Origin of the sequence: Paraburkholderia mimosarum LMG 23256 = NBRC 106338 (assembly GCF_000739815.1) — a bacterium.
Taxonomy (GTDB): Bacteria; Pseudomonadota; Gammaproteobacteria; order Burkholderiales; family Burkholderiaceae; genus Paraburkholderia; species Paraburkholderia mimosarum.
In genome coordinates, this window is record NZ_BBJJ01000016.1 from 107362 (window position 1) to 133434 (window position 26073).

The 26073-nt window shown below is 66.9% G+C and carries 23 protein-coding genes; 14 read left to right on the forward strand and 9 right to left on the reverse strand.

Going from position 1 to position 26073, the window contains the following annotated elements; genetic code table 11:
• Window positions 1-16: 16 nt before the first annotated feature.
• From BMI01S_RS14210 to BMI01S_RS14225, 4 genes are all read right to left on the reverse strand, one after another.
• A complete protein-coding gene (locus BMI01S_RS14210) occupies window positions 17-463 on the reverse strand; it encodes a nuclear transport factor 2 family protein (RefSeq protein WP_028211763.1) in 447 nt (148 codons plus the stop codon).
• A gap of 358 nt (window positions 464-821) precedes the next feature.
• The gene (gene waaF / locus BMI01S_RS14215; RefSeq protein ID WP_028211762.1) at window positions 822-1847 is read right to left on the reverse strand and encodes a lipopolysaccharide heptosyltransferase II; all 1026 of its coding nucleotides are present in this window, start codon (window positions 1845-1847) and stop codon (window positions 822-824) included.
• A 326-nt stretch (window positions 1848-2173) separates the two neighbouring features.
• On the reverse strand, window positions 2174-2368 hold the full coding sequence (locus BMI01S_RS14220; RefSeq protein WP_028211761.1) for a zinc-finger domain-containing protein: 195 nt from the start codon (window positions 2366-2368) through the stop codon (window positions 2174-2176).
• Window positions 2369-2411: 43 nt separating this feature from the next.
• The gene (locus BMI01S_RS14225; protein WP_028211760.1) at window positions 2412-3335 is read right to left on the reverse strand and encodes a branched-chain amino acid transaminase; all 924 of its coding nucleotides are present in this window, start codon (window positions 3333-3335) and stop codon (window positions 2412-2414) included.
• A gap of 499 nt (window positions 3336-3834) precedes the next feature.
• Between BMI01S_RS14225 and BMI01S_RS14230 the strand changes: the two genes are divergently transcribed.
• The 7 genes from BMI01S_RS14230 to BMI01S_RS14260 all read left to right on the forward strand — a co-directional run bounded on the left by BMI01S_RS14230 (window position 3835) and on the right by BMI01S_RS14260 (window position 12504).
• Window positions 3835-5034: a phosphoglycerate kinase gene (locus BMI01S_RS14230; RefSeq protein WP_028211759.1), complete on the forward strand. Its 1200-nt coding sequence runs from the start codon at window positions 3835-3837 to the stop codon at window positions 5032-5034.
• 438 nt (window positions 5035-5472) lie between these two features.
• Entirely contained in the window at window positions 5473-6909 is a 1437-nt protein-coding gene (pyk, locus tag BMI01S_RS14235) for a pyruvate kinase (RefSeq protein ID WP_028211758.1), read from the forward strand.
• A 387-nt stretch (window positions 6910-7296) separates the two neighbouring features.
• A complete protein-coding gene (fba, locus tag BMI01S_RS14240) occupies window positions 7297-8361 on the forward strand; it encodes a class II fructose-bisphosphate aldolase (RefSeq protein WP_028211757.1) in 1065 nt (354 codons plus the stop codon).
• 251 nt (window positions 8362-8612) lie between these two features.
• Window positions 8613-9503, forward strand: a complete 891-nt coding sequence (locus BMI01S_RS14245; RefSeq protein WP_028211756.1) for a phosphoribosylaminoimidazolesuccinocarboxamide synthase — start codon at window positions 8613-8615, stop codon at window positions 9501-9503.
• 39 nt (window positions 9504-9542) lie between these two features.
• Window positions 9543-10061 carry a 5-(carboxyamino)imidazole ribonucleotide mutase gene (gene purE, locus BMI01S_RS14250; RefSeq protein ID WP_028211755.1) on the forward strand — a complete coding sequence of 173 codons (519 nt, stop codon included), beginning with the start codon at window positions 9543-9545 and terminating at the stop codon, window positions 10059-10061.
• Window positions 10062-10207: 146 nt separating this feature from the next.
• Window positions 10208-11425, forward strand: a complete 1218-nt coding sequence (locus tag BMI01S_RS14255; protein ID WP_028211754.1) for a 5-(carboxyamino)imidazole ribonucleotide synthase — start codon at window positions 10208-10210, stop codon at window positions 11423-11425.
• Between the two features lie 14 nt (window positions 11426-11439).
• Window positions 11440-12504 carry an L-threonylcarbamoyladenylate synthase gene (locus tag BMI01S_RS14260; RefSeq protein ID WP_028211753.1) on the forward strand — a complete coding sequence of 355 codons (1065 nt, stop codon included), beginning with the start codon at window positions 11440-11442 and terminating at the stop codon, window positions 12502-12504.
• Between the two features lie 95 nt (window positions 12505-12599).
• Here BMI01S_RS14260 and BMI01S_RS14265 read toward each other — a convergent pair whose 3' ends face one another.
• From BMI01S_RS14265 to dacB, 3 genes are all read right to left on the reverse strand, one after another.
• Window positions 12600-13979, reverse strand: a complete 1380-nt coding sequence (locus BMI01S_RS14265) for an SGNH/GDSL hydrolase family protein (RefSeq protein WP_028211752.1) — start codon at window positions 13977-13979, stop codon at window positions 12600-12602.
• Between the two features lie 169 nt (window positions 13980-14148).
• A complete protein-coding gene (locus BMI01S_RS14270) occupies window positions 14149-15117 on the reverse strand; it encodes a sterol desaturase family protein (protein ID WP_028211751.1) in 969 nt (322 codons plus the stop codon).
• A 271-nt stretch (window positions 15118-15388) separates the two neighbouring features.
• Window positions 15389-17059, reverse strand: coding sequence for a D-alanyl-D-alanine carboxypeptidase/D-alanyl-D-alanine endopeptidase (gene dacB / locus BMI01S_RS14275; protein ID WP_028211750.1), 1671 nt, complete (start codon window positions 17057-17059; stop codon window positions 15389-15391).
• 382 nt (window positions 17060-17441) lie between these two features.
• Between dacB and BMI01S_RS14285 the strand changes: the two genes are divergently transcribed.
• The 6 genes from BMI01S_RS14285 to BMI01S_RS14315 all read left to right on the forward strand — a co-directional run bounded on the left by BMI01S_RS14285 (window position 17442) and on the right by BMI01S_RS14315 (window position 23358).
• The gene (locus tag BMI01S_RS14285; RefSeq protein WP_028211748.1) at window positions 17442-18104 is read left to right on the forward strand and encodes a response regulator; all 663 of its coding nucleotides are present in this window, start codon (window positions 17442-17444) and stop codon (window positions 18102-18104) included.
• 85 nt (window positions 18105-18189) lie between these two features.
• Window positions 18190-19491: an ATP-binding protein gene (locus BMI01S_RS14290; protein ID WP_028211747.1), complete on the forward strand. Its 1302-nt coding sequence runs from the start codon at window positions 18190-18192 to the stop codon at window positions 19489-19491.
• A gap of 135 nt (window positions 19492-19626) precedes the next feature.
• A complete protein-coding gene (locus BMI01S_RS14295; RefSeq protein ID WP_028211746.1) occupies window positions 19627-21129 on the forward strand; it encodes a DegQ family serine endoprotease in 1503 nt (500 codons plus the stop codon).
• A gap of 277 nt (window positions 21130-21406) precedes the next feature.
• A complete protein-coding gene (locus BMI01S_RS14300) occupies window positions 21407-21907 on the forward strand; it encodes a carboxypeptidase regulatory-like domain-containing protein (RefSeq protein ID WP_407669009.1) in 501 nt (166 codons plus the stop codon).
• Window positions 21908-22212: 305 nt separating this feature from the next.
• The gene (locus BMI01S_RS14310; protein ID WP_028211743.1) at window positions 22213-22578 is read left to right on the forward strand and encodes a DUF427 domain-containing protein; all 366 of its coding nucleotides are present in this window, start codon (window positions 22213-22215) and stop codon (window positions 22576-22578) included.
• A gap of 33 nt (window positions 22579-22611) precedes the next feature.
• Entirely contained in the window at window positions 22612-23358 is a 747-nt protein-coding gene (locus BMI01S_RS14315; protein WP_028211742.1) for a CoxG family protein, read from the forward strand.
• A gap of 56 nt (window positions 23359-23414) precedes the next feature.
• On the opposite strand, the gene BMI01S_RS14320 is transcribed toward BMI01S_RS14315, so the two are convergent.
• Window positions 23415-24440: a helix-turn-helix domain-containing protein gene (locus BMI01S_RS14320; RefSeq protein WP_042289571.1), complete on the reverse strand. Its 1026-nt coding sequence runs from the start codon at window positions 24438-24440 to the stop codon at window positions 23415-23417.
• Between the two features lie 164 nt (window positions 24441-24604).
• Here BMI01S_RS14320 and BMI01S_RS14325 point away from each other — a divergent pair, with 164 nt between their 5' ends.
• Window positions 24605-25240 carry an isochorismatase family protein gene (locus tag BMI01S_RS14325; protein ID WP_028211740.1) on the forward strand — a complete coding sequence of 212 codons (636 nt, stop codon included), beginning with the start codon at window positions 24605-24607 and terminating at the stop codon, window positions 25238-25240.
• A gap of 81 nt (window positions 25241-25321) precedes the next feature.
• Here BMI01S_RS14325 and BMI01S_RS14330 read toward each other — a convergent pair whose 3' ends face one another.
• A complete protein-coding gene (locus BMI01S_RS14330; RefSeq protein WP_028211739.1) occupies window positions 25322-25975 on the reverse strand; it encodes a TetR family transcriptional regulator in 654 nt (217 codons plus the stop codon).
• Window positions 25976-26073: the final 98 nt, after the last annotated feature.

A 26073-nucleotide genomic window follows, 5' to 3' on the forward strand; every position in this document is an offset into this window, starting at 1 on the left:
TGCTTGCGCTCGTCTGTCAGTGCAGCGCGCCCTGGCCGTGGCGCAATCTGGCCGAAAACTGGGTGGCTGCGTCGTCCGGCATGCGGCTCGCGTGAATGTGCGCGATGCGCCACTCGCCGCGCTCGTGAACCATCACGTAGGTCGTGAAGACCATGGCGGGAATCGCGCCGGGATCGACCGGGCGGTGCGCCTCCACGATCGCGTAGACCACGGTGCCGAGGCTGTCGTACACACGGATGTCGAGCGGCTCGATCGACACGGGCGCCGCTTCGAGCTGCGCGGAGAGGCCCGCGCGGATGTTCGGCAGGCCATGCAGATGCGCGCCTTCCGCCGTGATGCAGCTCACGAATTCTTCATCGATCCACAGACCCATCAAGCTGTCGATGTTGACTTCCGCGACGGCCTGGTAGTACGTGTTGAGGGTGTCCGCGGCGGCTTCGAAGATGTGGGCAAAACGTGGCATGGCTCGTTAGTCTGGTGTGCTCAGAGTTGCACTCGGCGTGTACCTGGGCGCGGGTTGGCGATTGATCGGTTGCGTCGGCTCATGTGCCGATCGCGGCGTTTCGCGCGTTTGCCGGCCGCGCGCGCCGCATTCCGGCGGGCGGCGCCGTTGCAACGAGACGCCGCCTTTGCCGCGAGCATGCCGCCCTCGCGAGACAGGCCTGTGACGTCGTGCTCCGATGCGGCGCTTTGGTCTCTCTCGTGCTTCTATTGGGCGCGCGCAACGCGCGTGGCGTCCGTTGCGTGGCGCACATCCACTCGCGTGCGCCATGGCTTCGGCGTTGAGTGGCGCACCGCCACCCAACGCCGCCTGGAGCTTGCTATCGCTGCCCGAGCAGCATGCCGCGCAGATCGCCGAAAACCTGCTCCGGACTCAGTTCGCGCAGGCAGTTCAGATGCCCGAGCGGACACTCGCGCGCAAAGCAGGGACTACATTCGAGATGCAGCCATTGTACCTTTGCAAGCTCGGACAAGGGCGGCGTGTGGCGCGGATCCGTCGATCCGTAGAGCGCGACGAGCGGACGGCGCAGTGCGGCCGCCACGTGCATCAGGCCCGAATCGTTGGTGACCACGGCGTTCGCGCGCGAGATCAGCGCGCACGCTTCGCCGAGCGCCGTCTGCCCGCACAGGTTGCGTACGTTCGGCGCACGATCGGCGATGGCCTGGGCGAGCGGCGCGTCCTTCGGCGAGCCGAGCGCGACGATCTGCGTGTACGGGAACGACTGGCCCACCATCTTCGCGAGCGCCGCGAAATGCTCGGGCGGCCAGCGCTTGGCGGGGCCGTATTCGGCGCCGGGGCAGAACACGAGCAGCGGCACGCGCGTATCGAGGTTGAAGCGCGCCGAGACGCGCGAGGCCTCGTTCGGGTCCGACTCGAGGCGCGGCATCGGCAGATCGTCGGGCACGGTGGCGCCCGGCGCGTAAGCGAGCGCGGCGTAGTGCCCGACCATCGGTGGCCGCTCGTTCTTCGGGGGATTCGCGTGGCGCACGTTCAGCAGGCCGTAGCGGTTCTCCCCCGTGTAGCCAATGCGCAGCGGCACGTTGGCGAGCCACGGAATCAGCGCGGACTTGAGCGAATTGGGCAGCACATAGGCGGCGTCGTAGCGCTCGGCACGCAGATCGCCGGCCAGTTGCCAGCGGCGCAGCAACTGCAGCTTGCCGTGGCCGAGGTCGGTGGCGTAGACGTCGCGGATCTCGGGCATGCGCTCGAGCACGGGCGCAACCCAGGTCGGCGCGAGCGCATCGATCTGAATGCGGGGGTGCAGTTTAACGAGCCGCGATAATAGCGGCTGCGCCATCAGTGCGTCACCGATCCAGTTCGGTGCGATTACCAGCGCGCGGCGCATCGGGAGTCAGGGTCCGGAGAGGGTAAAGGTTGCGCGCGGCTTGCCCGCTTCGGGGCGGCGCGCGAAACACGGTTATGAATTCGACGAAGCGTTTGCGTGACGTCCCGCCGGCGTGCCGGTGGGCGAAAGCGCAAGATTCGGCGTATGGCTTCGTGGCGATGTGCGCACGGCCCGCAGCGCACCGCCGTCTTGCTGGCGGCACGCTGCGGGCAGTGATGCATGGGGAATGCCGGGCGAGCGCGATGCTTTCACTCGGCGGCACGCGCTCACGGACGACAATGCCAACGCGCCGTTCGGGCGCGATCGGCACGTTTGGGCGCAACGCGTCAGTGGCCGTGGACGACCTCGCCCTCGCGCAGCTTGTAACGCGTGCTGCAGTATGGGCACTTCGCTTCGCCGTGCGTCACGTCGAGGAACACGCGCGGATGGTTGCTCCAGCGCGGCATCGACGGGTTCGGGCAGTAAGCGGGCAGATCCTTGGCCGAAAGTTCGACCAGCGGCATTTCCTTGATTTCGCTCATGAGGACGATTCTCTGTGTAGCTGTGGGGGCAAGCGTTCGCTGCTTAGACCTTCGCGAGCCAGCTTGCGTATTTTTCGCTCTTGCCCGAGACCACGTCGAAGAAGGCCGATTGCAGCTTCTCCGTGATCGGGCCGCGCGAGCCGCTGCCGATCGTGCGGTTGTCGAGCTCGCGGATCGGCGTGACTTCGGCGGCGGTGCCGGTGAAGAACGCTTCGTCGCAGGTGTACACCTCGTCGCGCGTGATGCGCTTCTCGATCACCGGAATACCCATGTCGCGCGCGAGCGTGATGACCGTGTCGCGCGTGATGCCGTCGAGGCATGACGCGAGGTCCGGCGTGTACAGCTTGCCGTTGTTGACGAGGAAGAAGTTCTCGCCCGAGCCTTCCGACACGTAGCCGTCGACGTCGAGCAGCAGCGCTTCGTCGTAGCCGTCGGCGGTGGCTTCCTGGTTGGCGAGGATCGAGTTCACGTACCAGCCCGAAGCCTTCGCGCGCACCATCGAGACATTCACGTGATGGCGCGTGAACGACGAAGTCTTCACGCGGATGCCCTTGGCAAGGCCGTCTTCGCCCAGATAGGCGCCCCACGGCCATGCGGCGATGGCCACGTGAATCGTGTTGCCTCGCGCCGAAACGCCGAGCTTCTCCGAGCCGACCCAGATGATCGGACGGATGTAGCACGAGGCGAGCTTGTTCGCGCGCACGACTTCGAGCTGTGCCTCGGCGAGCGTCTTCGCGTCGAACGGCACGTCCATCTGGAAAATCTTGGCCGAGTTGAGCAGGCGCTTCGTGTGCTCGGCGAGGCGGAAGATGGCGGTGCTGCCGCTGGCGGTCTGGTAGGCACGTACGCCTTCGAAAACGCCCATGCCGTAGTGCAGCGTGTGGGTCAGCACGTGAATCTTGGCGTCGCGCCAGTCAATCAGCTTGCCGTCCATCCAGATCTTGCCGTCGCGGTCGGCCATTGACATACGATTCTCCAGACAAGTGCAGTAAATATCGGGCTTGTTAAGCGGGCTTTCGCCGCATGCCGCGCGGCTGCGGGTGGCAAAGACGGCTATTTTAGCGTCATTTGCCGCCTCCCAGCGCGCCTGCGGGCACGTGGGGCGGGGTTTGCGGGCAATTCGGGTGTGGCAAGCACCCCTCGCGGTTTTTTTTGAGCCGCCGCGCATGCTGCGGCGCAGCAGTCCGCGCCCAATGCCCGCTGGGCGTGCAGCGCCTTCCCAAATACGCGAGATTCGCCAGGGCACGTCTCAGATCGTCCTGGCTATCGGCTAAAATACCGATCTCGCAATTCGATGCCGGCTCGTGCCAGCGACGAGCCGCGACCCGGAGCCCTGACCGGAAAGCCAGTCAGATCCGGATCCCGCGCCGTGCCCTGCAGCACGTCCTGGCCGCCCGCCACTGAGACTGGCCCGCGGCGCCCGCATCGCCTTGCCACCGCCTTCCCACCATCAAGATGACATGTCCATGAACAAGGTTCTGCGTCTTTCCGATCTGATCTCCGAAGGCAAGTTGAAAGGCAAGCGCGTATTCATCCGCGCCGACCTGAACGTGCCACAGGACGACAACGGCAACATCACCGAAGACACCCGCGTGCGCGCCTCCGTGCCGGCCATCAAGGCCGCACTCGACGCTGGCGCGGCCGTCATGGTCACCTCGCACCTGGGCCGCCCGACCGAAGGCGAGTTCAAGCCCGAAGACTCGCTCGCGCCGGTCGCGAAGCGTCTCGCCGAACTGCTCGGCCGCGACGTACCGCTGGTTGCGAACTGGGTTGAGAACGGCGTGAACGTCGAGCCGGGCAACGTCGTGCTGCTCGAGAACTGCCGCGTGAACAAGGGCGAGAAGAAGAACTCGGACGAGCTTTCGCAAAAGATGGCGAAGCTCTGCGATATCTACGTGAACGACGCGTTCGGCACCGCCCACCGCGCCGAAGCGACCACGTACGGCATCGCGAAGTATGCGGGCGTCGCCTGCGCGGGCCCGCTGCTCGCGGCCGAACTCGACGCGCTCGGCAAGGCGCTCGGCGCGCCCAAGCGCCCGCTGGTGGCGATCGTGGCAGGCTCCAAGGTCTCGACCAAGCTCACCATCCTCAAGTCGCTGGCCGAAAAGGTCGACCAGCTGATCGTGGGCGGCGGCATCGCCAACACGTTCATGCTGGCTGCGGGCCTGAAGATCGGCAAGTCGCTTGCCGAAGCCGATCTCGTGGACGAAGCGAAGGCCATCATCGAAGCGGCGCGCGCGCGCGGCGCCTCGGTGCCGATCCCGACCGACGTCGTGACGGCCAAGGAGTTCGCGCCGACGGCGAAGGCCGAAACGAAGAAGGTGGCCGACGTGGCCGACGACGAGATGATCCTCGACATCGGCCCCGTCACCGCCAACGCGCTCGCCGCACAGCTCGCGCAGGCCGGCACGATCGTGTGGAACGGCCCGGTCGGCGTGTTCGAGTTCGATCAGTTCGGCAACGGCACGAAGACGCTCGCGGATGCGATCGCCAACTCGGGCGCATTCTCGATCGCAGGCGGCGGCGACACGCTCGCGGCCATCGCGAAGTACAACATCGCCGACAAGGTCAGCTACATCTCGACGGGCGGCGGCGCCTTCCTCGAGTTCCTCGAAGGCAAGAAGCTGCCGGCAGTCGAAGTGCTCGAAACGCGGGCGGCCGGTTAAGTGGCGCCGCGGGCCCCGGGCGCGAAGTCGGCAAGAGCCGCCGCCATGAGCAAACTTCCTCGCGCTGGCGCACAGAAGTCGCGCAGCGCAGCCGGGGCCGCAAAGAAGGGGGGCGCAGCGCCCCAGCCAGATCCGGCACGGGCGGGCGCGACGCCCGTTGCCGCAATGGCAGACGTCGCAGACGAGGCGGCAAGACAGTCGACTGCTGAATCGACAGCCGCGCAGAATCCGACAGGGCGCACAGCCACGCCCGCATCGAATCCAGTTACGCATGTAAAAGACGCCGCAGCGGCTCAAGTGAGCCCCGCGGCGACCTCCAAGAAAGCGACGCCGGGCTCACCCGGTGCGCGTTCCGGTGCGTCCGCTGCCGCGGCACGACCGGCCAGCACGTCTCGCAGCAGCGGTTTTCCCAGCGATCCTATCCAGACGAGGAGACTCATGCATCGCGCCACCAAGATTGTCGCCACCATCGGTCCGGCTTCCAGCACGCCGGACATCCTGCAGAAAATGATCCGCGCAGGGCTGGACGTGGTGCGCCTCAACTTCTCGCACGGCACCGCCGACGACCACCGTCAGCGCGCTGAAATGGTGCGGGATTGCGCCCGCCAGGCCGGCCGCGAAGTCGCGATCATGGCGGACCTGCAAGGGCCGAAGATCCGCGTCGGCAAATTCGAGAATGGCAAGACGGTGCTCGAGCCGGGTCAACCTTTCATCCTCGACGCCGAATGCGAGCTGGGCAATGACGAACGCGTCGGCCTCGACTACAAGGATCTGCCGCGCGACCTGAAGCCCGGCGACGTCCTGCTGCTCAACGACGGCCTCATCGTGCTCGACGTCTCGCGCGTGATCGGCAGCGAGATTCATACGGTCGTGCGCGTGGGCGGCGACCTGTCGAACAACAAGGGCATCAACCGCCAGGGCGGCGGCCTCACGGCGCCCGCGCTGACCGCGAAGGACATGGAAGACATCCGCACGGCCATGTCGCTCGGCGCGGACTTCGTTGCCGTGTCGTTCCCGAAGAACGCGACCGACATGGAAATGGCGCGTCAGCTCGCGAACATCGCGGGCGCGCCGTACGGCATCAAGCCGAAGATGATCGCGAAGATCGAGCGCGCCGAAGCGATTCCGGCGCTCCAGGAGATTCTTGATTCGTCGGACGGCATCATGGTCGCGCGCGGCGACCTCGCCGTGGAAGTGGGCAACGCGGCGGTGCCGGCGCTGCAAAAGCGCATGATCCGCATGGCGCGCGACTCGAACAAGCTCGTCATCACGGCCACGCAGATGATGGAGTCGATGATCCACGCGCCGGTGCCCACGCGCGCCGAAGTCTCGGACGTCGCCAACGCCGTGCTGGACGGCACCGACGCAGTGATGCTCTCGGCCGAATCTGCGGCGGGCAAGTACCCGGTGCAGACCATCGAGGCGATGGCCGCGATTTGTCTGGAAGCCGAGAAGTCGGAGCAGAGCGAACTCGACAAGGACTTCCTCGACCGTACGTTCACGCGCATCGACCAGTCGATCGCCATGGGCGCGCTCTTCACGGCCTACCACCTGGGCGCCAAGGCGATCGTCGCGCTCACCGAGTCGGGCTCGACGGCGCTCTGGATGTCGCGCCACTGGACTCACGTGCCGATCTTCGCGCTCACGCCGCGCGCGGCCAGCGAGCGCGCGATGTCGCTCTACCGCAATGTGACGCCGCTGCATCTGGACACCAGCAGCGACCGCGATACGGCCCTCCAGCAAGCGATCGAAGTGGTGGTGAGCAAGGGCTATGCGGCGCGCGGGGACATGGTCGTGCTGACCGTGGGTGAGCCGATGGGTCAGCCGGGCGGCACGAACACGCTGAAGATCGTGCGCGTGGGCGACGTGCTGTGAGTGCCGTCTTGTAGTTTCTCGCCGTGATTTTTGCGAGGCTCCCTAAGATAAACCGCGCTGGCGCCGACTGGTATCAGACTGGTATCGGATCGGCGCCAAATCGGTGTTGATTGATGGCTTTTGCCCGTAAATCCCGGTACGTACTCCGTAGAAACGCCGCACGGCCTGTCAACCGTTTTTGCATCTTCTCGCTGATTTGACGTCTCGATACGCCAGTTTCATGCCCGTTGCGTGCCTCGCGCCGGGAGGGGACGCGCTTCGCGATAAAATCACGGCATCGAGCCCGCTGCGAGCACGCGGGCGGCGGCTGCCAGGCCGCCTTCGACCGGCTGCGCAAGATAGCCGGCGGCACGAAGCCATTCGTTTCAAATCAAAGGAGTAGCAACAATGCCTCTCGTTTCAATGCGTCAACTGCTCGATCACGCGGCTGAACACGGCTATGGCCTGCCGGCGTTCAACGTGAACAACCTGGAACAGGTCCAGGCGATCATGGAAGCCGCGAACCAGGTGGGTTCGCCGGTGATCATGCAAGCCTCGGCCGGCGCGCGCAAGTATGCGGGCGAGCCGTTCCTGCGTCACCTGATCGAAGCCGCGGTCGAGTCGTATCCGCATATTCCGGTCGTGATGCACCAGGACCACGGCCAGTCGCCGGCGGTCTGCATGGCCGCGATCCGCAGCGGTTTCACCAGCGTGATGATGGACGGCTCGCTCGAAGCCGACGGCAAGACGGTCGCTTCCTACGAGTACAACGTCGATGTGTCGCGCAAGGTCGTCGAAATGGCGCACTCGATCGGCGTGACGGTCGAAGCCGAACTGGGCGTGCTCGGTTCGCTGGAAACGATGAAGGGCGACAAGGAAGACGGTCACGGCGCCGAAGGCACCATGACGCGCGAGCAGCTCCTGACCGATCCGGAGCAGGCCGCCGACTTCGTGAAGCTCACCCAGTGCGATGCGCTGGCCATCGCCATCGGCACGTCGCATGGCGCGTACAAGTTCTCCAAGAAGCCCACGGGCGACATCCTGTCGATCCAGCGCATCAAGGAAATCCACGCGCGCATTCCGAACACGCACCTCGTGATGCACGGTTCGTCGTCGGTGCCGCAGGAGCTGCTCGCGGAAATCCGCGAGTTCGGCGGCGACATGAAGGAAACGTATGGCGTGCCGGTGGAGGAAATCCAGGAAGGCATCCGTCACGGCGTGCGCAAGATCAACATCGACACCGACCTGCGCCTGGCGATCACGGGCGCGATCCGTCGCTATATGTATCAAAACCCGTCGAAGTTCGACCCGCGCGACTACCTGAAGCCGGCCCGCGAAGCCGCGAAGAAGGTTTGCGTGGATCGCTTCCTCGCGTTCGGCTGCGAAGGCCAGGCCGGCAAGATCAAGCCGGTCTCGCTCGACAAGATCGCGGAGAAGTACAAGTCGGGTGAACTCGCGCAGATCGTCCGCTAACGGCGCCTGATGCGCCGGGCGCGCGGGCCCGGTCCGGCTCGGAGGTTCCGCCGGGAAGGTCCGCCACGCGCCTGTTGTCGTAAAAACATCGCCGTTTCCGCCTGTTTCGGGGGAGCGGCGATGGGCTTTTCTGGGAATTTTGGTTTACCCTCGCAATACCTTCAGGATTCCGGTCTTCTTGCGCCGTTCACGGGCGCGAATCTGACCAGACCCGCTTTTCGTTCCGATTGTTCTTTTAGCGAATCACGACGATGTCTACCCTCTACGAATCCACGCTCCGCTCGCTGCCGCTCCTCGGCCGCGGCAAGGTCCGCGACAACTATGCCGTGGGCAACGACAAGCTGCTGATCGTCACCACCGACCGTCTGTCGGCGTTCGACGTCATCATGGGCGAGCCGATTCCGCGCAAGGGCGAGGTGCTCAACCAGATGGCCGACTTCTGGTTCGAGAAGCTCAAGCACGTCGTGCCGAACCACCTCACGGGCGTGGCGCCCGAGACCGTGGTCGCCGCCGACGAAGTCGATCAGGTCAAGGGCCGCGCCGTGGTGGTGAAGCGCCTCGAGCCGATCCTCGTGGAAGCCGTGGTGCGCGGCTATCTGGCTGGCAGCGGCTGGAAGGACTACCAGGCAACGGGCGCCGTGTGCGGCGTCGAGCTGCCGCCGGGCCTGCAGAACGCGCAGAAGCTGCCCGAGCCGATCTTCACGCCGGCAGCGAAGGCCGAAATGGGCCACCACGACGAGAACATCACCTACGAAGAGATGGAGCGCCGCATCGGCACGGAGCTCTCGCGCACCATCAAGGAAATCTCGATCAAGCTGTACAAGGAAGCCGCCGACTACGCGGCCACGCGCGGCATCATCATCGCCGACACGAAGTTCGAATTCGGTCTCGACAACCACGGCCAGCTGTACCTGATGGACGAGGCGCTCACGGCCGACTCGTCGCGTTTCTGGCCCGCGGATCAATACCAGGTCGGCTCGAACCCGCCGTCCTTCGACAAGCAGTTCGTGCGCGACTGGCTCGAAACGCAGGACTGGAAGAAAGAGCCGCCGGCGCCGAAGCTGCCCGATGAGGTAATTGAGAAGACATCGGCGAAGTATCAGGAGGCGCTCGAGCGTCTCACGGGTCAGAAGCTCGCTTAAGGCAATCAAGCAAGCGCAAAGAGGGAAGAAGGAAGCACAATGAGCGAAGTTCAGACGGCTCACCAGCACGCGGCGCCGCTCGTCGGCGTGTTGATGGGCTCCAGCTCCGACTGGGAAACGATGAAGCACGCGGTCGCGATCCTGCAGGAGTTCGGCGTCGCCTACGAGGCCAGGGTCGTTTCGGCGCACCGTATGCCCGACGAAATGTTCGAGTACGCGGAAAAGGCGCGCGAGCGCGGCCTGCGCGCGATCATCGCGGGCGCGGGCGGCGCGGCGCATCTGCCGGGCATGCTGGCGGCCAAGACCACGGTGCCCGTGCTCGGCGTGCCGGCGGTCAGCAAGTATCTGAAGGGCGTGGATTCGCTCCACTCGATCGTGCAGATGCCCAAGGGCGTGCCGGTCGCGACCTTCGCTATCGGCGAGGCGGGCGCGGCCAATGCGGCGCTCTTCGCCGTGTCGATCCTGAGCGTCACCGATACGGAATACGCGAACAAGCTCGCGGCCTTCCGCGTGCGCCAGAACGAAGCGGCGCACGCCATGGTGCTGCCCCCGCTGTAATCTGGCATTCGATCGATCCGGGCGACGCCGCCCGACAGAAGTATCACCGTCCAGGCCGCGCCGCGAGCGCAGCGCCCGGACGTTAAACACCGGCCTGGCCCGCGCGACGTCCCCACATGCGCGGCCAGCCGCGACCGACCACGAAGATGACTCCTGACAACTCTCCGGTTTCACCGATCCTGCCCGGCGCCTGGCTGGGCATGGTGGGTGGCGGCCAGCTCGGCCGCATGTTCTGCTTTGCCGCCCAGGCGATGGGCTATCGCGTCGCCGTGCTCGATCCCGACGCGACGAGCCCAGCGGGCACCGTAGCCGACCGCCACATCTGCGCGGCCTACGACGACGAATCCGCGCTCACCGAACTCGCGCGCCTGTGCGCGGCGATCTCGACCGAGTTCGAGAACGTGCCCGCGGCCAGCCTCGACGCGCTGGCGAAGTCGACCTTCGTGAGCCCGGCCGGGCGCTGCGTGGCGGTGGCGCAGGACCGCATCGCCGAGAAGCGCTTTATCGCGGCGGCCGGCGTGCCGGTCGCGCCCCACGTGGTGATCGAGTCGTCGCAGGCGCTCGCCGGCATCGACGACACCGCGCTCTCTGCCGTGCTTCCGGGCATCCTCAAGACCGCGCGCATGGGCTACGACGGCAAAGGCCAGGTTCGCGTGGGCAACGCCGAGGAAGTGCGCGAAGCGCATGCCTCGCTCGGCGGCGTGCCGTGCGTGCTCGAAAAGCGTCTGCCGCTCAAGTTCGAGGTGAGCGCGCTGATCGCGCGCGGCACGAACGGCGCGGCCGTGGTCTATCCGCTCGCGCAGAACACGCATCGCAACGGCGTGCTCTCGCACACCATCGTGCCCGCGCCCGACGCGAGCCCGGCGCTCGTGCAGCAGGCCCAGCAGGCGGCGATCCAGATCGCGGCCAAGCTTGGCTATGTGGGCGTGCTGTGCGTCGAATTCTTCATCCTCGAAGACGGCACGCTCGTCGCCAATGAAATGGCGCCGCGCCCGCACAACTCCGGCCACTACACGACCGACGCCTGCGCGACGAGCCAGTTCGAGCAGCAGGTGCGCGCGATGACGGGCATGCCGCTCGGCGACACGCGCCAGCACTCGCCGGCCGTGATGCTGAACATTCTCGGCGATGTCTGGTTCCCCTGTGCCGTGGGCGAGGCGAAGCCCCAGAAGGGCGCCGCGCCCGTCACGCCGCCGTGGGACCAGGTGGCCGCAATGCCGGCCGCGCGCCTGCATCTGTACGGCAAGGAAGAAGCGCGCCCGGGCCGCAAGATGGGCCACGTGAACTTCACCGCGCCCACGCTCGACGAAGCGCGCACGGCCGCCCGCGACTGCGCGCGCCTGTTGCACATCGCCACGAGCTGAGGTTGGGCCGCATCATGTCCGATCAGCAGAACGCGCCGCCCGCTGGCACGCCGCATCCGACCGAACCGCAGCCGTCCGCCGCGGAGATCGAGCAGGCCGCAGCGCTGCTCGACGCGGGCGAACTGGTCGCGTTCCCGACCGAGACCGTCTATGGCCTCGGCGGCGATGCGGCGAGCCCCGAAGCCGTCGCGCGCATCTACGCGGCCAAGGGGCGGCCGGCGAATCACCCGGTGATCGTGCATCTGCCGCCGGGCGGCGACCCGACGTACTGGGCCGCGGAGTGGCCCGAGGCGGCGCAAAAGCTCGCCCAAGCCTTCTGGCCCGGCCCGCTCACGCTGATCGTCAAGCGCCACGAGCGCATTCCCGACGCCGTGAGCGGTGGGCAGGATTCCGTGGGGTTGCGCTGCCCGTCGCATCCGGTCGCGCAGAAGCTGCTCGCGGCGTTTTCGCAGCGCCGCGGCGGCCATGGCGGCGTGGCGGCGCCATCGGCGAACCGCTTCGGCCACGTGAGCCCCACCACGGCGCAGCACGTGCGCGACGAATTCGGCGGCACGGTGCACGTGCTCGATGGCGGCGCGTGCGATGTGGGAATCGAATCGACGATTCTCGATTTGTCGCGCGGCTTTCCCGCGTTGCTGCGTCCCGGCCACGTGACGCCGCACGATATCGCGCGCGTGCTCGGTGAGGCGCCGCGCCTGCCCGACGGCTCGGACGCCACTGCGCCGCGCGCCTCTGGCACGCTCAAGGCCCATTACGCGCCGCGCACGCCGCTCGCGCTGCTGCCGTTCGAAGCGCTGGAGCCGCTGCTCTCGGCGGCGCGCGATACCGGTGAAACGGTGGCGCTCGTGGCGCGCGCCTCGCGCGCGCACGCCTGGACGCAGGCGCCGCATGTGCATTTCGTTGCCGCACCGGAAGAGCCGCAAGAATATGCTCGCGAGCTTTATGGTTTGCTGCGCGCGCTCGATCGCGCGAATGTCTCGCGCATCCTCATCGAGAAGCTGCCGGAGACGATCGAGTGGATTGCGGTCAATGACCGGTTGGGGCGTGCCGCGGCGGCGTTCGAAGCGCAGCAACGCTGAGCACGGCTTTTCGCGCTGTCGAAAAAAACACCCCACGAGCCTGATGGTCCGTGGGGTGTTTTCTTTGCACCAGAGGACCGGTGAGTGAGGCGCTATTACGGTGCCTTGCCGATACCTGCGGCAGCCAGCTGCGTTTCGACGAACGTGGCGAACTGCGCGTGCAGCGCCGTGGTCGGATGGAACTGATCCGCGAACATGTAGGTCGTCGGCGCGTTGGCCGCCTTCAGCGTCTGCGGCGAGCAGAACAGTGCGCTGCCGAAGCTCGTACCGTATGCCTGCGCCGCTGCGTTGATCGTTGCCTGCGGCGTCGTGGCCGGGTCCAGACCCAACGTTGCCTTCGGATTGGCCAGCGCATAGTTGGTCGCGCTGGTTGTCATCTGCGTGAGATTGCAGGCGGTGTCCGTGTTCGTCACGGTGAAGCCGAGGCTGGCCGCGTTCTGGATCGACTGGTCTAGCCACGAGAACACGTCGACCACGACGACCTTTTTGGCGGCCACCGACGGCCCGATTCCCTTCAGCAGCGTGAGGTTGTACATGGCCGAGACGAGCGAGAGCGCCTGATCGGGCGAGCTCGACGAACCGGGAGTTGCGCCCGTGCTCGCATCGGCTTCCAGCGCTGCCGGCGTCTTGCCGATATCGGGCACCGTCGCGACGGCAACCTTAGGCGTGCCGGCAATCTGCGTGCTGACGAGGTTCGCCAGCGTTTGAGCGGCAGTGAGAACCGGCAGAATCGACGTGAAGCTGGCAGCGTAGGCCGGGTTGGTGACAATCTGGAGCGCGATGGCTGCCGGCACCAGGGCCGTGGCCTGTGCTTGCGTGAAGCCGGCGTTCATCAGGCTCGCAACCGTGCTCTGTTGCGTCGCGGGATCGGTGACGAGCGTCGAGAACGGCGTGGCCGCGAGTGCCGTGCCGAATGCCGTCAGACCTGCGCCTTTGTTGTCCAGCAGGTTGAGAATCTCGTTCGCGCCGCCTTCCACGAGCACGAGCTGATTCGCATTGAAGCCGCCGTGCTGCGCCAGATACTGCTGGAGCTGCCACGTCACCGGCTGCTCGCTGGCGGCCGGGATCACAGCGCTCGTATTCGCGACGCCGCCGCCGGTAACCAGTGCGCCGCCCTGCGCGTAATCGAGCCCGCCGGTCGCCGTGAGCGGCAGGCCGAAGCCGCCTTCGAAGGCCGGCGAAAGCGTGCTGCCGAAATACTCGGAAACTTTCTGCGCCCAGACTTCGCCCGGGTTGGTCGTGAAGCGGCCACCGCCGAAGCCCGGCAGAATCTGCTCGGAATACGTGCCCGCGTCGGTCAGGCTCGTGCCGAACGCCACCACCTGCAAGCTGACGCCCGACGGCGGCGGCGTGCTCGCGTTGTTGTTCCCCCCGCTGCCGCCGCCGCAGGCGGCGAGCAGCGCGAAAGCCGCGCTCGCGACAGCGATCTGGGTGGCGCGCAACAGCGTACGGTGTCTCGGTCCTTGATGCTTCATGTTCACTTCATCTCCTCTGTGTGTGGCCTTTGGTGCCATGTCTCATTGCTCTTGCTATAGGTGCTCGCGCTGCGAGTTGCTGTTGTTCTCGATCGCGGGCCGTGCATGCAACCCCCTGCATGCTGCTGGCCCCGGGTCGGCGCCAAGGTCAAAAGGATCAGGCAATCTCTCAGGGATTGCGCGACCCGAACTCGGCCTCAGTATCGTTTTCGGGCACGACGTGCCGTGCATGCGCCGCCGCCGTTACCGGTGCGAGGCCCAGCGCGTCGTGTCGCTCGCACCAGTCGGGCGGCGCGAACAGCGCGGCGGCGCGTGAACGCCAGCCGGACATGCGTGCGAAGTCGCGGGCCATGGCGAGCCATTCGTGAAACGTCGCCTTGAGCGGATTGCACGACGCTAGCGGCTTGACGATGCCGTAATCGGGCGCTTCCCGAGCGTCTTCCTCGACGTAGCTGCCGAACATGCGGTCCCAGATCGCGAGCACGCCAGCGAAGTTGCGATCGATATAGCGTGCGTTGCGCGCGTGGTGGACGCGGTGCATCGACGGTGTGTTGAGCACGTATTCCAGCCAGCCGAGCTTGCCGATAGCCTGCGTATGAACGAAGAACTGAAACGCGAGGTTGACGAGCACGATTGCGACGACCTGTTCCGGCGTGAACCCAAGCAGGGCAAGCGGAATCCAGAACATCCACATGCCCGCGACGGGATACATGAGGCTCTGGCGGAACGCGGTCGAAAGGTTCAGGCATTCCGACGAGTGATGGACGACGTGCGCAGCCCAGAGCCAACGCACGCGATGGCTCGCGCGATGAAAAGCGTAATAGAGCAGGTCCTGCGCGACAAAGAGCGCGAACCAGGCGACGAATCCCGGCTGCCATGAAACGAGCCGGAAATGACGGTAGACATAAGCGTAGACGGGAACCGCAACGAGCCACGCGAGCTTGTCGGCGCCCTGATGCATGAGCGCGAGCGCGGCGTTGCAGAGCGTGTCGGGCCACGTGTAGCGTGCATTATCGGCGGCGGCGTCGTTCGGTGCGGTGCGCGGCCGCGTGCGGGAGAGATGCCACGCTTCCCAGCCGATGCAGGCGAGAAACACGGGGGCGAGGGCGAGCAGCAGCCATTGCGCATCGAACTGCACGAACGTCGTCCTCCTTGTCTCGTGAGCGCGCTGTGGGTCAGCGCGGCAGATGTATTCTCGTGTCGTTTTTGGCCGTCTTGCCGCCTTCGAAGGGCGGGCGGCTCGATGGCTGCGCGTTTGTCGGATCGATATGACGCGCTTTGGCCTGTGCCCGCCAGAGTACACGCCTCGCACGCTGGACGGGCGGCGCTTTGCTAGAGGAAAACTTCGAGCCCGGCGCGAGGCGGCGGGCTCCGAGGAGACGGGCGCGCGAGCGCGTTGGAGCGCCGCGTCAATGTGCGCCGCGCCGTTTGACTTCTGCCCTGTGCGTGGCCTTCGATGCCTTCGCCGCACGCTTGGGATGGGGCTCGACGTACACGGGCTTTTCTTCGGGCATACCCTTGTAGACCCACTCCAGCAGCGCGTCATGCGCGGCACGCGCGGCCTCGGCGTGCGGGTCGTTGATGAGGCTCACCACGATCCAGCTCTCGCCGTTCTCAGCCGCCACGTAGCCGGCAATGGCGCGCACGTCGCGCAGCGTGCCCGTCTTGATGTGCGCATTGCCGCCCACGCCCGCGTTGGTCAGGCGGTTGCGCATCGTGCCGTCCACGCCGGCCACGGGCAGCGAATCAATGAAGACCTGCGCGACCGGGCTCGCGTTCGCGTTCTGCAACAGGTTCGCGAGCGAAAGCGCACTGATGTGCTCTTCGCGCGAGAGGCCGCAGCCGTTGTCGAGCACCAGCTCGGGCATGGAAAGACCGCTGCGCCGCAAGAACGCATTGACGGCGGCGCCGGCCTTCGCGGTAGTCGAAGGCGGCTTGCCGGCGACTGCGCCGAGCGTAAGGAAGAGATTGCGCGCCATCACGTTGTTGCTGAACTTGTTGATGTCGTGCACGACGTCCGAGAGCGGCGGGCTCTGATGCACAGCGAGCAGACGCGCGTGCGGCGGCACGACGCCTTCGCGCACCGCGCCGCCCGGATTGGCGAAGAGGCTGCTGCCCGCTTGCTGCCAAAGGGCGAGAAAGCCGTCCGCGAAGAACGTGCTGTGGTCGACGGGCGCGGCCATGTTGAGCGTGCGGTCGCCGCAGCCCATGGCGTAGCTGCCCGCGAAGCTCGCGGTCACGACGCCGTTGCCGCCGGGCGAGACCTGCGGGCTCGGCAGCATGCCGCCGCACGCGCCGCGGCGCTCGCGGATCTGGTTGTCGATCTGCCACTGCGCGACGGGCGGCACGACGTCGATCGACACGCCCTCGCGCGAGGGCGAGAACGTGAACGAGACCGCCTTGAACGCGTACATCAGCGGATCGGGGCCGACGTTGTAGGGCGCGCTGTCGTCGCCGTCGAACGAGGGGAGGTCGCGCGTGGACGCGTCGAACTCGCTCTTGTCGAGCACCAGCGCGCCGTCGATGCGCGCGACGCCCGCCGTGCGAATCTTCTGCACGAGGTCGATGAGTTCTTCGGGCACGAGCTTCGGGTCGCCCGTGCCCTTGATGTAGAGATTGCCGTGCAGCGTGCCGCTCGCATCGATCTCTCCGTCGGTGTAGGCGCTCGTCTTCCAGCGATAGTCGGGACCGAGCATCGAGAGACCGCTCCACGTCGTGACGAGCTTCATCGTCGACGCGGGCATCATCGGCTGGCCGGCATTCACGGCGACGCTCGGCAGGCGGTCGCCCACCTTTTCGATCACCACGCTCACCGACGAGAGCGGCACGTGCGCGCGCTCGAGGCCCGCCATCACGGTGGGCGGCAGCACGGTGGTCACGTTGACCGTGGGCACGCGTGCGCCTTCGGGCTGCGCTTGCGCGGCCGGCGCGGCAACGAAGCCCGCGGCGAGCGCCGCGCAGGCCAAGGCGAGCGCGGGCGGCAGGGCACTGCGATGAGCGCAGGCGCCTTGCGCCCGGTCGGTGCGCGAGGCGGGCAGTCTGAACAAGGAGCGTAGGCGGGACAGCGAGGCGAGCGGCATGAAAACGTTAGGGCGAGTGCGTGCGGTGCGCTTCCCGTGCGCGGCGAACCGCGAGAGGGTCCCACCGGCGCTGCGCGCGGACGCGAAATTCGGGCGGCGCGCTTTGCGCGATGCGCATGCCGTAGCGTGCCGTGCAGGCCGGCTCGCGCGCATCGCGGCGTTGCGCCGCAAAAGCGCTCATTGTAAAGACCTCGCGTGGCTCGCGCGCATTGCGCGCGAGAAAAGCCGGGGAAAAGCGCGCAATATGAGCAACGCGGGCGGCGCGGCTCGCGGCGGCCACGCATCCCATGCGGAGCGCCGTCCCTGTTCAGGCGCTAGAATGCACGCATCGCCATCTTTCACTCAGCGCGGCGCCGCGTTGCCGCCTTGCCAATTCATTACGATGCGCATACTGCTAGTCGAAGATGACCGCATGATCGCCGAGGGCGTGCGCAAGGCGCTGCGCGGCGAAGGCTTTGCGGTCGACTGGGTCGAGGACGGCGACGCCGCGCTCTCGGCTGCGAGCGCCGATTCTTACGATCTCATGCTGCTCGATCTCGGCTTGCCGCGGCGTGACGGCATCGACGTATTGCGCACGCTGCGCGCGCGCGGCGCGGCGCTGCCCGTGCTGATCCTCACGGCGCGCGACGCCGTGGCCGATCGCGTGAAAGGGCTCGACGCCGGCGCCGACGACTATCTCATCAAGCCCTTCGATCTCGACGAACTGGGCGCCCGCATGCGCGCGCTGATCCGCCGCCAGTCGGGGCGCAGCGATTCGACGATCCGTCACGGCTCGCTCACGCTCGATCCGGCTTCGCACCAGGTCACCCAGGACGGCGCGCCCGTCGCACTCTCGGCGCGCGAATTCGCGCTGCTCGAAGCGCTGCTCGCGCGCCCGGGCGCGGTGCTCTCGAAAACCCAGCTCGAAGAGAAGATGTATGGCTGGGGCGAGGAGATCGGCAGCAATACCGTCGAGGTCTATATTCACGCGCTGCGCAAGAAGCTTGGCGCGGATCTGATCCGCAACGTGCGCGGCCTCGGCTACATGATCGCCAAGGATGCATGAAGTCTGCCGTGAAGCGCCGCATGAATCGAACGACAACGCCAGGCACGATGCGAGAAACGACGCGCACGGGAGACCCGTTTAGCCGATGAGTTCCATCCGACGACAACTGCTGTTCTGGCTGCTCGCGATCGTCGTTGCGGGCGTGGGGCTCGCGGGCTGGCTGATCTATCGCCAGGCGCTCGCCGAAGCCAACGAGCTGTTCGACTACCAGTTGCAGGAAATCGCCGCGGCGCTGCCCTCCGAGTCGTTCAACGAGATCCTCAGCTCGCGCGACACCGGCAACGAAGGCATCGTGCTGCAGATCTGGAACCGCAACGGCGTGCTCATGTACTACTCGCATCCGCGCGCACCGCTCGCGCCGCGCGCGGAGCTCGGCTTTTCGACCGAGCGCACCGATCGCGGCGACTGGCGCGTGTATGGCGCCATCGTCGGCGACAACGTCGTGCAGCTCGCACAGCCCGTATCGGTGCGCAACCGGCTCGCTGCGAACGTCGCGCTGCGCACGCTCTGGCCGCTCATCGTGGTGCTGCCGTTTCTCGGGCTCGCAGTGTGGGTGGTGGTGGGGCGCGGGCTCAAGCCGCTTTCGCGCGTGGCGCGCGCGCTCGACACACGCCGTCCCGAGGCGCTCGATCCGCTGCCCGAAGAGCGCCTGCCGCGCGAAGTCACGCCGCTCGTGCACGCGTTGAACGCGCTGCTCGAACGCCTCGCACAGGCGCTAGACACGCAAAAGGCCTTCGTTGCCGATGCCGCGCACGAATTGCGCACGCCGCTCGCGGCCGTGCAGATCCAGGCGCAGCTCGTTGCGCGCGCAAGGAATGACGAAGCGCGCAGCGAAGCGATTGCCGATCTTCAGGCGGGCGTGACGCGCGCCACGCGTCTCGCCGAACAGCTGCTCGCGCTCGCGCGCTCGGAGCCCGATGCTCATGCGCGGGCCCAGACCGTCGATCTCCATGCGCTGCTCGACGATTGCGTGCTCAACTATGCGCCGCTCGCGCAGCAGCGCGGCGTCGATCTCGGCATCGAGCAGAGCGCGGCCGCGACCGTGCACGGCGACGCCGATGCGTTGCGCGTGATGTTCAACAATCTGCTCGACAACGCAACCAAATACACGCCGGCTGGCGGCCGCGTGGATGTGAGCCTCGTCGTCGAGGAGGGACATCCCCGCGTGCGCATCGCGGACAGCGGGCCGGGCATTCCCGTGGACGAGCGCGCCCGGGTGTTCGATCGCTTTTATCGCGTGGGCGCGGGCGTCAACCGCGCGCGCACCGACATCGCGGGCACGGGGCTGGGCCTCGCGATCGTGCAACGGATTGCGGATCAGCATGACGCCACGATCACGCTTGGCGATTCGCCTGCCGGCGGCCTGCTCGTGGATCTGCGGTTCTGATCCGGCAGTGCCTGCAAACGCCCGCACGACGGGCGTTTGGCAGATTTCTGCAAATTGCGCGTACTTAAGACTCCTTTAAGTGACACGGCTTACGCTTCGGTACGTCGAGATGAGTACCCGCGCAAGGAGTCCGCAATGAATACGAAAGTGCTTTCCCGTAGTGCCGTGGCAGTCGCCGTGGCCGTCGCGTTGTCGGCGGGCTACGTGGCGGGACACCGCGACGTGCCGGCCCCGCAGGTCATCTCGCAGGCGCAGGCCGCGATGATGCCGGCCGAAGCGGCGGCCAAGACTGGCATCCCCGACTTTTCGGGCCTCGTTGAAACGTATGGGCCCGCAGTCGTCAACATCAGCGCGAAGCACGTCGTGAAGCAGACGGCCATGCGCAGCGGCGGCAGGGGCTCGCAGCAACTGCCGATCGATCCGAGCGATCCGTTCTACCAGTTCTTCAAGCACTTCTACGGCGGCGTCCCGGGCATGGGCGGCGGCGATGGCGGCGCGCAGCCCGACACGCCGAGCGCGAGCCTCGGCTCGGGCTTCATCGTCAGCGCGGACGGCTACATTCTCACGAACGCGCACGTCGTGGACGGCGCCAACGTCGTGACGGTGAAGCTCACCGACAAGCGCGAATTCAAGGCGAAGGTCGTGGGCGCGGACAAGCAGTCCGACGTCGCGGTGCTCAAGATCGACGCGAAGGATCTGCCGACCGTGAAGATCGGCGACCCGCGCCAGAGCAAGGTCGGCCAGTGGGTGGTGGCGATCGGCTCGCCTTACGGCTTCGACAACACGGTGACCTCGGGCATCATCAGCGCGAAGTCGCGCACGCTGCCCGACGAGAACTACACGCCGTTCATCCAGACCGACGTGCCGGTGAACCCGGGCAACTCGGGTGGCCCGCTCTTCAATCTGCAGGGCGAAGTGATCGGCATCAACTCGATGATCTACTCGCAGACGGGCGGCTTCCAGGGCCTTTCGTTCGCAATCCCGATCAATGAGGCGATCAAGGTCAAGGACGAACTCGTCAAGACGGGCCACGTGAGCCGCGGGCGCCTCGGCGTCGCGGTGCAGGCGATGAACCAGACGCTGGCCGATTCGTTTGGCATGGACAAGCCGCGTGGCGCGCTGGTGAGCTCGGTGGACGCGAGCGGCCCCGCTGCGAAGGCGGGTTTGAAGCCCGGCGACGTGATCCTGTCCGTGAACGGCCAGGCGGTGGACGAGTCGTCCGATCTGCCTTCGTTGATCGCCGGCATGAAGCCGGGCACGAAGGCCGACATCCAGGTGTGGCGCGACAAGGGCACGAAGAACCTCACGGCGACCATCGGCGCGCTCGGCGACGCGAAGGTGGCCTCGAACGACGGGCCGCAATCGCAGATGCAGGGACGCCTCGGCGTCGCGGTGCGTCCGCTCACGCCGGACGAGAAGAGCAACAACTCGCTCGATCACGGCCTCGTCGTCGAGCAGGCGGGCGGCGCCGCGGCGAACGCCGGCGTTCAGCCTGGTGACGTCATCCTCGCCGTGAATGGCCGCCCGGTGACGAGCGCCGACCAGCTCAAGCAAATGATTTCGCATGCCGGCAACAGCATTGCGCTCCTGATCCAGCGAGACGACGCACAGATTTTCGTGCCCGTCGATCTCGGCTGATCCCTGCTGTCGCGAATCCGGCTCCGTGCGCCGGATTCGCGGCGAGAGCAGGATATTCGAAGTAGTCGTCCGTTCGTTGTGCTTCTGCTGCCGCCGTTGGCCTCGCGCCCGGCGGCAGCGGCGTTTCTGGACATGCAACGCGCTCTTCGCTTCGAGATCGCCTATCTCTCCTGATGATGTCGTCGGCGTTCCCAAGCGCCGGCAGGGCACCTGGGCATGCACCTTGCGTAAAGCTTCACGCAGGAGCCAACCTGAAAGGAGGCGATCGATGATGAATATGGTTCCCAACTCGCGCCCCGTCCACTCCACCGCTTGTGCAACCTTTCTCGCGGCCACTTTGGCGTTCGGCTACGCGGGCGGTGCGGCAGCGCAGCAAGCCGATGCATCGGGCACGGTCGGCGGCTCCACCGCCGACAACACGAGCGCAGGCAACACCAACGGCACCGGCATGCCGCAAGTGCAGCAACAGGGCGACGTGTCGTTCGTCTCGGGCGGCGTCGGCCTCGACGAATCGAGGGCGTTGCTCGGCGCGCAGTCCGACTGGCCGCTCTCCTTGCGTTTCACCCAGCGCAGCGGCGAGTATGTGGCGGATGTGCGCGTGCAGATCACCGATTCGCATGGCGCGAGCGTGCTCGATACGACGTCGCGCGGCCCTTATATGCTCGTCAGGGTGCGGCCGGGCCGCTACAACGTGCATGTGAGCCATGCGGGCGTCGACAAGACGAGCACGGTGACGGTCAGCTCGAACGGCAGCGCGCGCGCGTCGTTCGTGTGGTAGGCCGCCGGGCTATGCCCGTGTGCGCGCATGGCGCACTGCCGCACGCACGCGGCCCATAACAACCACGCAGGGCGGCCCAGTTTGGCCGATAATGACGTGAAGGGGGAGGCCTCGGTCAATTCGGCGGATCGCGTGCAAGGCGAGCGTCCTGACTGTCGCCATCGATCCGGCGATTGACGCAGCGGTCGCCGAGCGGCCAACCCGCGGAATTGCACGCGCGCGTGCGCGCTACGCCAGCCGGCGCGGCGTGCCGCCCGGTGAGGGCATGGCGCCGCAAGGCGCCGCCAACCAGGAGGGGGCCGAACATGGCGGTCGAACCGGATGCGGCACATCGCATCGACATCGTGGCTAACCGTCACCGTGTACGCGTAATCCACGGCGGCATCACCGTTGCCGATACGCTGCACGCCGTTACCCTGCGCGAGACCGGGTACCCCGACGTCTTCTATTTCCCGCGCGCCGACGTGAACATGGCGCGGCTCGAACGCTCCACACGTACCTCGCATTGCCCCTACAAGGGCGAGGCCTCGTACTACCATTTGCGCACCGAAGACGGGCGCGTCGACGACGCCGCCTGGAGTTACGAAGCGCCGCTCGACGAAGCAAGCGCGATCAAGGGCTATCTGGCCTTCTACGGGTCCCGCGTGGACCGGATCGACCAGACATCCTGAAAAGGCCAGTTCGCGCGCAAAGGGGAAGCCGCCATGGAACTGAACGATGCGTTGAGGATTCCGCTCGAACCGTCCGCCGTATGGGCGGCGTTGCAGGACGTCGCGCTCGTGCGCGCGAGCATGGAGCATTGCGAGTCCTTCCGCCGGCTCGGGCCCGGCGAATACGCGATTACGCTCACCGTGCCGCTCGGGCCGCTGCGTGCGCGTTACGAAGTGCGCGCTCACATCGCGAACGACACCGCTCAAGTGCCGCTCACACCGCGCCGCGTGCTGAGCTTTCGTGCGCGCGCCGATGGCATCGGCTCGTTGCGCGGACAGATCGACGTGGCGTTGCGCCCGGAAGAGCGCGGCGCGAGCAAGGAGACGCCTGCGGGCCAGGACGCGAGCACGCGCATCGATTACTCGGTATGGGCCACCCTGACGGGTCCGCTTTCCGAGTTGCCGTCGCGCCAGATCGAGAACGCGCTGCATGAACTTGCCGACGACTTCTTCACGGAATTCTGCGCCGTGGTTGCCGCGAAGCACGGGCAGGCGCCGAACCGCGTGGCGGGCGAGCCGCCGCGCCGGCAGCACGTGTTCCTGCGGCCGATCAATCTCGCCGGCCTCGCCCGGCGCGCGCACATCCTCCCGCAGCACGCCGGAGGAACGCTATCCGGCCGGGCGGCGAGCGCGCTGCATCACGAGCCGTCTCCGCACGCCATGCCGTACTGGGCATGGGCCGCTATGATCTTTTTCGTGGCGGTGCTGCTTTATGCGGCGCGCTGGTTCACTGCCACCTGAACACGCCGGCGCGGCGTTCGCCGCCCGGCGTTGCACTCCCATCCGCGCGCAAGCGCTCACGATCCCCGAAACTCGCGCCGCCATGCGGACGGCGTAGTCCTGAACCTGTCCACGAAATGCTGGCGCAGCGACGCCGCCGAGCCAAAGCCCGCCCGCTGCGCGATGGCGTCGATCGGCTGATCGGTGGTCTCGAGCAACTGCTGCGCGCGGGCGAGGCGCTCGCCTAGCAGCCAGGCGCTCACGGTCGAGCCCGTCGTCGAGCGAAACTGGCGCGTGAACGTGCGGCGGCTCATCAGTGCGCGCTGCGCGAGCGTATCGAGCGTGTGGGGCGTATCGAGATGCGCCCGAATCCAGTCGAGCAGGCCAGCCAGGCGGTCGCCGCGCCCAGCTGCAGCGAGCGGCTGCTGCACGTACTGCGCCTGATTGCCCTGCCGATGCGGCGGTACGACGAGCCGGCGCGCGACGTAGTTCGCGGCGCTCGCGCCGCACAGGCGCCGCATGAGGTGCAGGCAGCAGTCGAGCCCCGCCGCCGTGCCCGCAGAAGTGAGCAGATCGCCGTCGTCGATGTAGAGCACCTCCGGATCGAAGCGCACGGCGGGGAAGCGCCGGGCGAAGTCGTCGGCGGCGGCCCAGTGCGTCGTGCCCGGACGGCCGTCGAGCAGGCCCGCATGCGCGAGTACGTAAGCACCCAGGCAAAGGCCGACGAGTATCGCGCCGCGCGCATGCGCGTCGCGCAAGGCTTCGCACAGCGCGGCAGGCGGCGCTTCGCGGGTGTCCCGCCAGCTCGGGACGACGATCACGTCTGCGCCCCGCAGCGCGTCGAGGCCTTGTGTCGCGCCAATCGTGAAGCCCGCCGTGGTCGTGAGCGTACCCGGTTCCGCGGCACATACGGCCAGTTCGAACGGCGGCACGCCGCCTTCGCTACGGTCCTCGCCGAACACGACGCAAGGCACGGAGAGATGGAAAGGGCTGATGCGATCGAATGCGATCACGGCGACGCGCAGCCGGACAGGCGCGGTCGCGGCTGGCTCGACGCGCGCATCGGCGGCTGCAGCACGGCTCGGGCGGGCGGAATCGGTCATGGCGATCCTGGGACGAATGGCCCGATTCTAGCGAATCTTGTCGTTCGGGCCACTGTCGCGCGTGCGCAAGCGGCGCAACAATCCCGCCATCGACTTCGCGTCCTTCCGACCGGTCGATTCTCCCTGATATCAGCACCCACACACCCACGCCAGGAGGCAATGCCATGTCCGCGAATCCGCGCCGGGCGCTCGTCGTCATCGACGTGCAGAACGAATATGTGAGCGGCGACCTGCCGATCGAGTTTCCCCCCATCGACACCTCGCTCGCCAACATCGGCCGCGCGATGGACGCCGCGCGCGTGGCCGGCGTGCCGGTCGTGGTGGTGCAGAACTTCGCGCCCGCCAACTCCCCGCTCTTCGCGCGCGGCAGCGTGGGCGCCGAGTTGCATCCGGTCGTGGCCTCGCGAGAACGCGATCACTACGTCGAAAAATCGCTGCCCAGCGCGTTCGCAGGGACCGATTTGAAGGCCTGGCTGGCCGGGCGCGGCATCGACACGATCGCGGTGGCCGGCTTCATGACGCACAACTGCGACGCTTCCACGGTGTTCGAGGCGACCCACGCGGGTCTCGCCGTGGAGTTTCTCGCCGACGCAACGGGCTCGGTGCCGTACGCGAACGACGCAGGCTCGGCGAGCGCGGCGGACATCCACCGCGTGTTCAGCGTGGTGATGCACTCGCGCTTCGCCGCGGTCGCGAGCACCGATGCATGGCTTGCCGCCGTCGAGGCAGGCGTGCCGCTCGCGCGCGACACCATCTACGCGTCGAACCAGCGGGCCCGCGCGAACCGCGTGCCGGCTTGAACCGCGGGCTGCGCGATGCCTTCGGTGGCGGCCCCGCCGACAGGCCGCCTCGATAAAGGGCGGCAGTAGGGCAGGGCGGCGTCAGTCGTCCTGCTCGCCCGCGCCGAGGCGCAGCGCCGGGCTGTAGCGCAGCGCGTCGAGCATCGCATCGACGTGCCGTTCGGCGTTGCTCGCCACGTCGAACACGTCGGGCAGGATCGCCATGTCTCGCAGCGCGCCGCCGATGAACGAATGCAGCACGCGCGAGGCGCGCCTGGGAGCGAGGTCGGCGGGCAACTGGCCCTTCGATATCGCATTGCGCAAGCCTTGCTCGATGCTCGCGAGGCCTTCGCGCATGTCCGTCTGATGTCGCGCCATGACGGGCCCCATCTCCTCGACGAACTCGCACTTCAGGAACAGGATCTCGAACACGCGGCGGCGGCGCACGTCGGTTGCCGTGTTGCGCAGGCACAGAATGCAGAGCTCGCGCATCCGCCCGAGCGGATCGGGCTCGCCGGGGTCCGTCGATGCCACCTTCAGCTCGTCGAGCGGCAGCACCACGCGGTCGAACATGGCCGTGAAAAGGTCACCCTTGTTCTCGAAATGCCAGTAGATCGCACCGCGCGTGACGCCCGCTGCCTGGGCGATATCCGCAAGCGAAGTGCGCGACACGCCCTTCTCGTAAAAGACATATTCGGCGGCATCGAGGATACGGTTGCGCGTCTCCTGCGCTTCCTCTTTCGTTCGGCGGACCATGTTGTAAACGAATGTGTGGATTTGATGGGGGTCAAAAAAGTATTTAGGGCTCGAACCGCAATATATTGATTTTTAATGCATGCCCTGCGCAGGATCGC

Bases quoted from the DNA above. Each gene is read 5' to 3' on its own strand.
- BMI01S_RS14210 (WP_028211763.1), bottom strand. From the start codon at position 463: ATGCCACGTTTTGCCCACATCTTCGAAGCCGCCGCGGACACCCTCAAC.
- waaF (WP_028211762.1), bottom strand. From the start codon at position 1,847: ATGCGCCGCGCGCTGGTAATCGCACCGAACTGGATCGGTGACGCACTG.
- BMI01S_RS14220 (WP_028211761.1), bottom strand. From the start codon at position 2,368: ATGAGCGAAATCAAGGAAATGCCGCTGGTCGAACTTTCGGCCAAGGAT.
- BMI01S_RS14225 (WP_028211760.1), bottom strand. From the start codon at position 3,335: ATGTCAATGGCCGACCGCGACGGCAAGATCTGGATGGACGGCAAGCTG.
- BMI01S_RS14230 (WP_028211759.1), top strand. From the start codon at position 3,835: ATGAACAAGGTTCTGCGTCTTTCCGATCTGATCTCCGAAGGCAAGTTG.
- pyk (WP_028211758.1), top strand. From the start codon at position 5,473: ATGCATCGCGCCACCAAGATTGTCGCCACCATCGGTCCGGCTTCCAGC.
- fba (WP_028211757.1), top strand. From the start codon at position 7,297: ATGCCTCTCGTTTCAATGCGTCAACTGCTCGATCACGCGGCTGAACAC.
- BMI01S_RS14245 (WP_028211756.1), top strand. From the start codon at position 8,613: ATGTCTACCCTCTACGAATCCACGCTCCGCTCGCTGCCGCTCCTCGGC.
- purE (WP_028211755.1), top strand. From the start codon at position 9,543: ATGAGCGAAGTTCAGACGGCTCACCAGCACGCGGCGCCGCTCGTCGGC.
- BMI01S_RS14255 (WP_028211754.1), top strand. From the start codon at position 10,208: ATGACTCCTGACAACTCTCCGGTTTCACCGATCCTGCCCGGCGCCTGG.
- BMI01S_RS14260 (WP_028211753.1), top strand. From the start codon at position 11,440: ATGTCCGATCAGCAGAACGCGCCGCCCGCTGGCACGCCGCATCCGACC.
- BMI01S_RS14265 (WP_028211752.1), bottom strand. From the start codon at position 13,979: ATGAAGCATCAAGGACCGAGACACCGTACGCTGTTGCGCGCCACCCAG.
- dacB (WP_028211750.1), bottom strand. From the start codon at position 17,059: ATGCCGCTCGCCTCGCTGTCCCGCCTACGCTCCTTGTTCAGACTGCCC.
- BMI01S_RS14285 (WP_028211748.1), top strand. From the start codon at position 17,442: ATGCGCATACTGCTAGTCGAAGATGACCGCATGATCGCCGAGGGCGTG.
- BMI01S_RS14290 (WP_028211747.1), top strand. From the start codon at position 18,190: ATGAGTTCCATCCGACGACAACTGCTGTTCTGGCTGCTCGCGATCGTC.
- BMI01S_RS14295 (WP_028211746.1), top strand. From the start codon at position 19,627: ATGAATACGAAAGTGCTTTCCCGTAGTGCCGTGGCAGTCGCCGTGGCC.
- BMI01S_RS14300 (WP_407669009.1), top strand. From the start codon at position 21,407: ATGGTTCCCAACTCGCGCCCCGTCCACTCCACCGCTTGTGCAACCTTT.
- BMI01S_RS14310 (WP_028211743.1), top strand. From the start codon at position 22,213: ATGGCGGTCGAACCGGATGCGGCACATCGCATCGACATCGTGGCTAAC.
- BMI01S_RS14315 (WP_028211742.1), top strand. From the start codon at position 22,612: ATGGAACTGAACGATGCGTTGAGGATTCCGCTCGAACCGTCCGCCGTA.
- BMI01S_RS14320 (WP_042289571.1), bottom strand. From the start codon at position 24,440: ATGACCGATTCCGCCCGCCCGAGCCGTGCTGCAGCCGCCGATGCGCGC.
- BMI01S_RS14325 (WP_028211740.1), top strand. From the start codon at position 24,605: ATGTCCGCGAATCCGCGCCGGGCGCTCGTCGTCATCGACGTGCAGAAC.
- BMI01S_RS14330 (WP_028211739.1), bottom strand. From the start codon at position 25,975: ATGGTCCGCCGAACGAAAGAGGAAGCGCAGGAGACGCGCAACCGTATC.